This window comes from Candidatus Symbiopectobacterium sp. NZEC135 (genome assembly GCF_025962695.1).
Window position 1 is genome coordinate 1 of sequence record NZ_JAGFPF010000113.1, and the last position, 5,321, is coordinate 5,321.

The window sequence follows — 5,321 nt, forward strand, 5'->3', positions numbered from 1 at the left end:
ATTATGCCTGGCTGAAAGGGGAACACGCGTAAAAGAGAAATCGTGATGTTGATGCAAAACCTTCTCCATGGACTCTGCTTGAGAAAAGGAAACTATTGTACTGATAAGAAGTTCTCCGGCAGGTCAACGCCGGTATAGTTGGTTTCTGTCTGCACTACGGTAAAAATAAAGTGAAGAGACTGCGGTTCTGTAAATGACGATATTGATTGTTTACTCAGGATTTTTTTGCATAGGAAATAGACTTATTCCCCGCCTCATGGTGCTTATTCTGAAGTGTCAGCGTACGGTTAAAAACAAAGCGGCAAGCCTCTGCGAAGCGACGCATAGGCTGCCGCCGGTTTACCGCTGCGTTATCCCTGATGTGGCAGCGTAAAATCAGTCAAGACGCTCAATGGCCAGTGCCACGCCCTGGCCGCCGCCGATGCACAGCGTTGCCAGCCCCAGCGTTTTATCACGCGCCCGCAGCGCATGCAGCAGCGTCACCAGAATGCGCGCGCCGCTGGCGCCAATCGGGTGGCCGAGCGCCATCGCTCCGCCGTTGACGTTAACTTTCTCCCGATCGAACTTCAACGTGTTGCCTACCGCCAGGAACTGGGCGGCAAAGGCTTCGTTGGCTTCGATCAGATCGAAATCATCAATCTGCAATCCTGTCTGTTGCAGGACTTTTTGCGTGGCGGGCACGGGGCCCATGCCCATCAGCGCCGGGGCTACGCCGCCGCTGGCATAACCGCGGATACGCGCCAGTGGTGTCAGCCCGGCAGCCCGCGCGGTGTCTTCTTCCATTATCACTAGCGCCGCTGCCCCGTCATTGATGCCCGAGGCATTCCCGGCGGTTACGGTGCCCGCTTTGTCAAAGGCCGGACGCAGTGCTGCCAGCCCTTCCAGCGTAGAGTCCGCTTTGGGAAACTCATCGGTGTGGAACACGACCTCTTTTTTGCGTTGTTTGACGGTGATGGGGATGATTTCGGCAGCGAACGCACCGGATTGAATTGCCGCAACCGCCCGTTGCTGGGAGATGAGCGCCGCTTCATCCTGCATGGCGCGGCTGATGTCATAGGCTTTGGCGACGTTTTCTGCGGTAATGCCCATATGATAGCCGTGGGTGGCGCAAATCAGGCCATCGCGCAGGATAACGTCTGACAGCTGCCCATCGCCGAGACGGTAGCCCCAGCGCGCTTTGGCATCAAGCAGGTAAGGGGCCTGGCTCATGTTTTCCATGCCACCCGCCACCAGCGTGGTGGCCTGACCGGATTGAATCGCCTGAGCGGCTAACGCCACGCTTTTCAGTCCCGATCCGCACACCATGTTGACGGTGTAGCCACACACCGTGTCTGCCAGCCCGCTTTTCAGCAACGCCTGACGCGCCGGGTTCTGCCCCAGGCCCGCTTGCAACACGTTGCCCATAATCACTTCATCGACACGTTCCGCATCAAGGCTGGCGCGCTCTAATGCCGCCTTGATAACGGTAGCCCCCAAATCGACCGCGCTCACACCGGCAAGCGATCCGTTGAAACTGCCGATGGCGGTACGTACTGCACTCACGATAACGACGTTTTTCATGTTTTTTTCCTCTGTTTCATCACCGCGACGTTAAAAGAACGTCAAACCCACGACAAAAATCACCCCGGAGAACAGCAGCGCAGTGATGCAATACCCCATGATGTCGCGCACGCCCAGCCCTGCGATGGCAAGCGCGGGCAGCGCCCAGAAGGGCTGGGCCATGTTCATCCACTGCTCGCCATAGGCGATAGCCATCACTGATTTGCCCAAATGTTGATCAGCGCAGAGCTGAAGAAGGTCATGACGGGGAAGGTGTCTTTATTGGCGACGTTGATGAAAAATTCGGTGATCAGACCGCCCAGTCCGGAATGTTCCATCATGAGCTGAATACCGGCGTAGAACGGGAACTGCACCAGAATACCGGCGGTACTGCGCGCCGCGGCGCTGATAGCCCGCATATAGGCCATGGGGGTTTTATGCAGCAGCAGACCGGCAATCATGAACATCATGTTGACGGTGTTGATGGTGATGTTGAACCCTTTCTCCGCGAAGTAGATGCCCAGATAAACGACACCCAATGCGCCGATAATCAGTGCCAGAATGCGGCTCTCTTCCAAACGTTCAGAAGGCGGCGCATCGGCAGGCAAGGTTTTCTGGAAGTCGGTATCGTCCTTTAACAACGCAGGATCGATGGTTATCACATCGCTGGGTCGCGGCGTCATCATGCGGGTCACAAACGGCATGACGACGATCAGGCCGAGCGTGATAAACAGATTAAAACCGGTAAACAGGGTGTGAGACACCGGCACCAGACCGGCGATATGCTCTACCGGATTGCCGGGTGTTGCCGCCAGCAGAGGCATTGAGCCGGAGAAACCGCCACCCCAGGTGAGAAAACCAATATAGGCGCAGGCGATCAGGAGCGGATAGTCCGATCCGGGTACACGGCGCGCCACTTCGCGCGCAAACATCGCACCGACGATCAAACCGAAGCCCCAGTTGATCACGCAGGCGACGGAGCCGAAAAACGTCACCAGCATCACGCCCTGTGCCGGCGTTTTGGCGGCGGAAGCCGCCAGACGCAGCAGGCGTTTGACCGGTGGTGAGCTCGCCAGCGCATGGCCGGTGACAATGATCAGCGCCATCTGCATGCCGAACGCCAGCAGATTCCAGAAACCATCCCCCCACAGTTTCACCATGCTGAGCGGCGTTTGTGGCGTGAGCCAGAGCGCCACGCCGAAGGTAATCAGCGTTAACAACATGGCGAAAATCAGCGGATCGGGCAGATAGCGGCTGACGACGCGCGTCATAAAACGCGAGATACGCCCTATCATGCATCACCCCCGACAGTGGCTTGCCACATCGGTTGCAGCGGTTCTGCCACGTCGAAGTGCGCTTCGGTTTTGGCGCGAATACTGTCCACGTCGTGGCCCAGTGCGATTTCGGTGAGCCACATGGCGCCGTTAATAAAACGGAATACCGCCAATTCAGTGACCAGCATATGGACGGCATGCTGTGCGGTGAGCGGCATGGTGCAGCGTTTGAGAATTTTTGCGCTACCGTCTTTAGCGCAGTGTTCCATGGCGATGATCACTTTCTTCGCACCGGTAACCAAATCCATCGCGCCGCCCATGCCGGGTACCATCTTGCCGGGAACAACCCAGTTAGCCAGGTTGGCCTCTTCATCCACTTGCAGGCCGCCCAGTACGCAGGCATCCACGTGGCCGCCACGGATCAGGGCAAAGGAGAACGCGCTGTCGAACATCGCTGCGCCGGGCAGAATGCCGCAGGGTTGCCCACCCGCGTTGACCAGATCGGGATGCGGTTCGGTTATCGGGCCGAGGCCAAGAAAACCATTTTCTGATTGCAGGGTGATATCAATGCCTTCCGGCAGATAGTTAGCCACCTGCGTCGGCAGGCCAATCCCCAGATTGACCACATCGCCATCTTGCAGTTCTTGCGCCACGCGGCGCGCGATACGTTGTTTGGCATCCATGATTAACGCTCCTCGGAGGTAATGATGTAATCAACCAGGGCACCGGGCGTGACCACCCGATCCGGTTCGATGTCGCCGATAGCGACCAACTCATCCGGTTCGACCAGCGTGATATCTGCGGCGAGAGCCAGCAGCGGGTTGAAGTTTCTGGCGCTGAGTTGGTAGGTTAGATTGCCGAGCGCATCGGCCTGATGGGCGCGAATCAGTGCTAAATCTGCGCGCAGTGGGCGTTCCAGCAGATAGGTGACGTTATCCAGCGTGATCCGCTGTTTGCCTTCTTCCACCACGGTGCCAACCCCAGTTGGCGTCAACACGCCGCCCAGCCCGGCACCGCCGCAACGGATCTGCTCGATAAGGGTTCCTTGCGGGACCAGTTGCACTTCCATTTCGCCGTTAATCATGCGGCGACCGGTTTCCGGGTTGGTGCCAATGTGTGAGGCGATCACTTTCTTCACCCGGCCGTTGACGATCAGCGGGCCAATGCCGGTATCGACGAACGCGGTGTCGTTGGCGATCAGCGTCAAGTCGCGCACGCCGGAATCGAGTAACGCATTAACCAGACGGGGGGGCGTGCCAATTCCCATAAAACCGCCCACCATGATGGTCATGCCATCACGGAACAAGCGGCTAGCCTGCGGTAAGGTAAGATGTTTATCTTTCATTATTTTTCCCTTTGTATACGCCGAAGTGGGTACGGGCAGGGAATAGCAAGGCGGGTGCCAGCTGTGTTTTTCAGGCAATAAATTTTTTATTTATGATTTTTTTCAATGAGTTGGTTTTGTATCTTTAACCGTAAACGGTGTCAGGTAGGCGGCGGGAAGTGAGAAGGAATTTGCACAGTGCGCAAATTCCTTCTCAGGCAAAGGCGGGTCAGGCGTCCGTTTTCGGAAGAAGGGTATCGATGCCGTATTCTTGCAGTTTATACATCAGCGCCCGGCGGCTGATACCCAACTGTAATGCGCTGTGGGTGCGGTTGCCCTGATGTTTTTCCAGCGTGGAAATAATCACCTGCTTCTCGTAGCGTTTAATCTCTTCTTTCAGGCTGGACTTTCCCCATCGGCGCTGGTGGCTGCACTGTGCAGCTGTGCTGGCAAATCGTCGGCGAAAACCACCACGCCGGTGCTCATGATCACCGCACGCTCAATCACATTCGATAACTCGCGAATATTGCCCGGCCAGTGCCAGGCTTGCAGAGCCGCCAGCGCTGCCGGATCGATATCAATGATTTCGCGCTGATTTTCCGCACAGAACTTTTGCAGGAAGTGATTGGCTAGCAGCGCAATATCTGGCTGGCGTTCGCGTAACGGGGGAATTTCCAGATGGATCACATTCAGGCGATAAAACAAATCCTGCCGGAAATCGCCGCTATCGACCATCGCGGCGAGGTTGCGGTTAGTGGCTGCAATGATACGGATATCCACTTTTACCGTGTTGTGCCCTCCTACCCGTTCAAACTCGCGTTCTTGCAACACGCGCAGCAGTTTTACCTGTAAATTGAGCGGCATTTCGCCCACTTCATCCAGCAGCAGTGTTCCCTGATGGGCGCGCTCAAACAGTCCTTGTCGCTGCACCTGCGCGCCGGTAAAGGCCCCTTTCTCATGGCCGAACAGCTCGCTTTCCAGCAACGATTCCGGCAACGCGGCGCAGTTGATTTTGATAAAGGGGCCGTTGGCTCGCCGGCTGTTGTAGTGAATGGCGCGGGCGATCAGTTCTTTGCCGGTGCCGCTTTCACCGCTGATCAACACACTGGCCTGACTGAGCGCGATCTTGGCCGTGTCGCGGCAGATCTCCATCATCCGTGGGCTGTTGGTCAGTATGTGCCCCC

The 5,321-nt window shown here is 56.8% G+C and carries 3 protein-coding genes and 3 pseudogenes; all 6 read right to left on the bottom strand.

Features of this window, described 5'->3' with window-relative positions; genetic code table 11:
• Positions 1-223: 223 nt before the first annotated feature.
• Positions 224-325, bottom strand: a pseudogene (locus J5224_RS23170) (helix-turn-helix domain-containing protein); the annotation flags it as partial.
• A 50-nt stretch (positions 326-375) separates the two neighbouring features.
• Positions 376-1,560: an acetyl-CoA C-acetyltransferase gene (locus J5224_RS23175; protein ID WP_264627600.1), complete on the bottom strand. Its 1,185-nt coding sequence runs from the start codon at positions 1,558-1,560 to the stop codon at positions 376-378.
• Between the two features lie 30 nt (positions 1,561-1,590).
• Positions 1,591-2,834: pseudogene (locus J5224_RS23180) on the bottom strand (TIGR00366 family protein).
• A complete protein-coding gene (locus J5224_RS23185; protein WP_264627601.1) occupies positions 2,831-3,496 on the bottom strand; it encodes a 3-oxoacid CoA-transferase subunit B in 666 nt (221 codons plus the stop codon). Before J5224_RS23185 ends, J5224_RS23180 begins: the two are co-directional and overlap by 4 nt.
• Before the next feature lie 2 nt (positions 3,497-3,498).
• Positions 3,499-4,158: an acetate CoA-transferase subunit alpha gene (atoD, locus tag J5224_RS23190; protein ID WP_264627602.1), complete on the bottom strand. Its 660-nt coding sequence runs from the start codon at positions 4,156-4,158 to the stop codon at positions 3,499-3,501.
• Between the two features lie 208 nt (positions 4,159-4,366).
• Positions 4,367-5,321: pseudogene (locus J5224_RS23195) on the bottom strand (sigma 54-interacting transcriptional regulator); the annotation flags it as partial.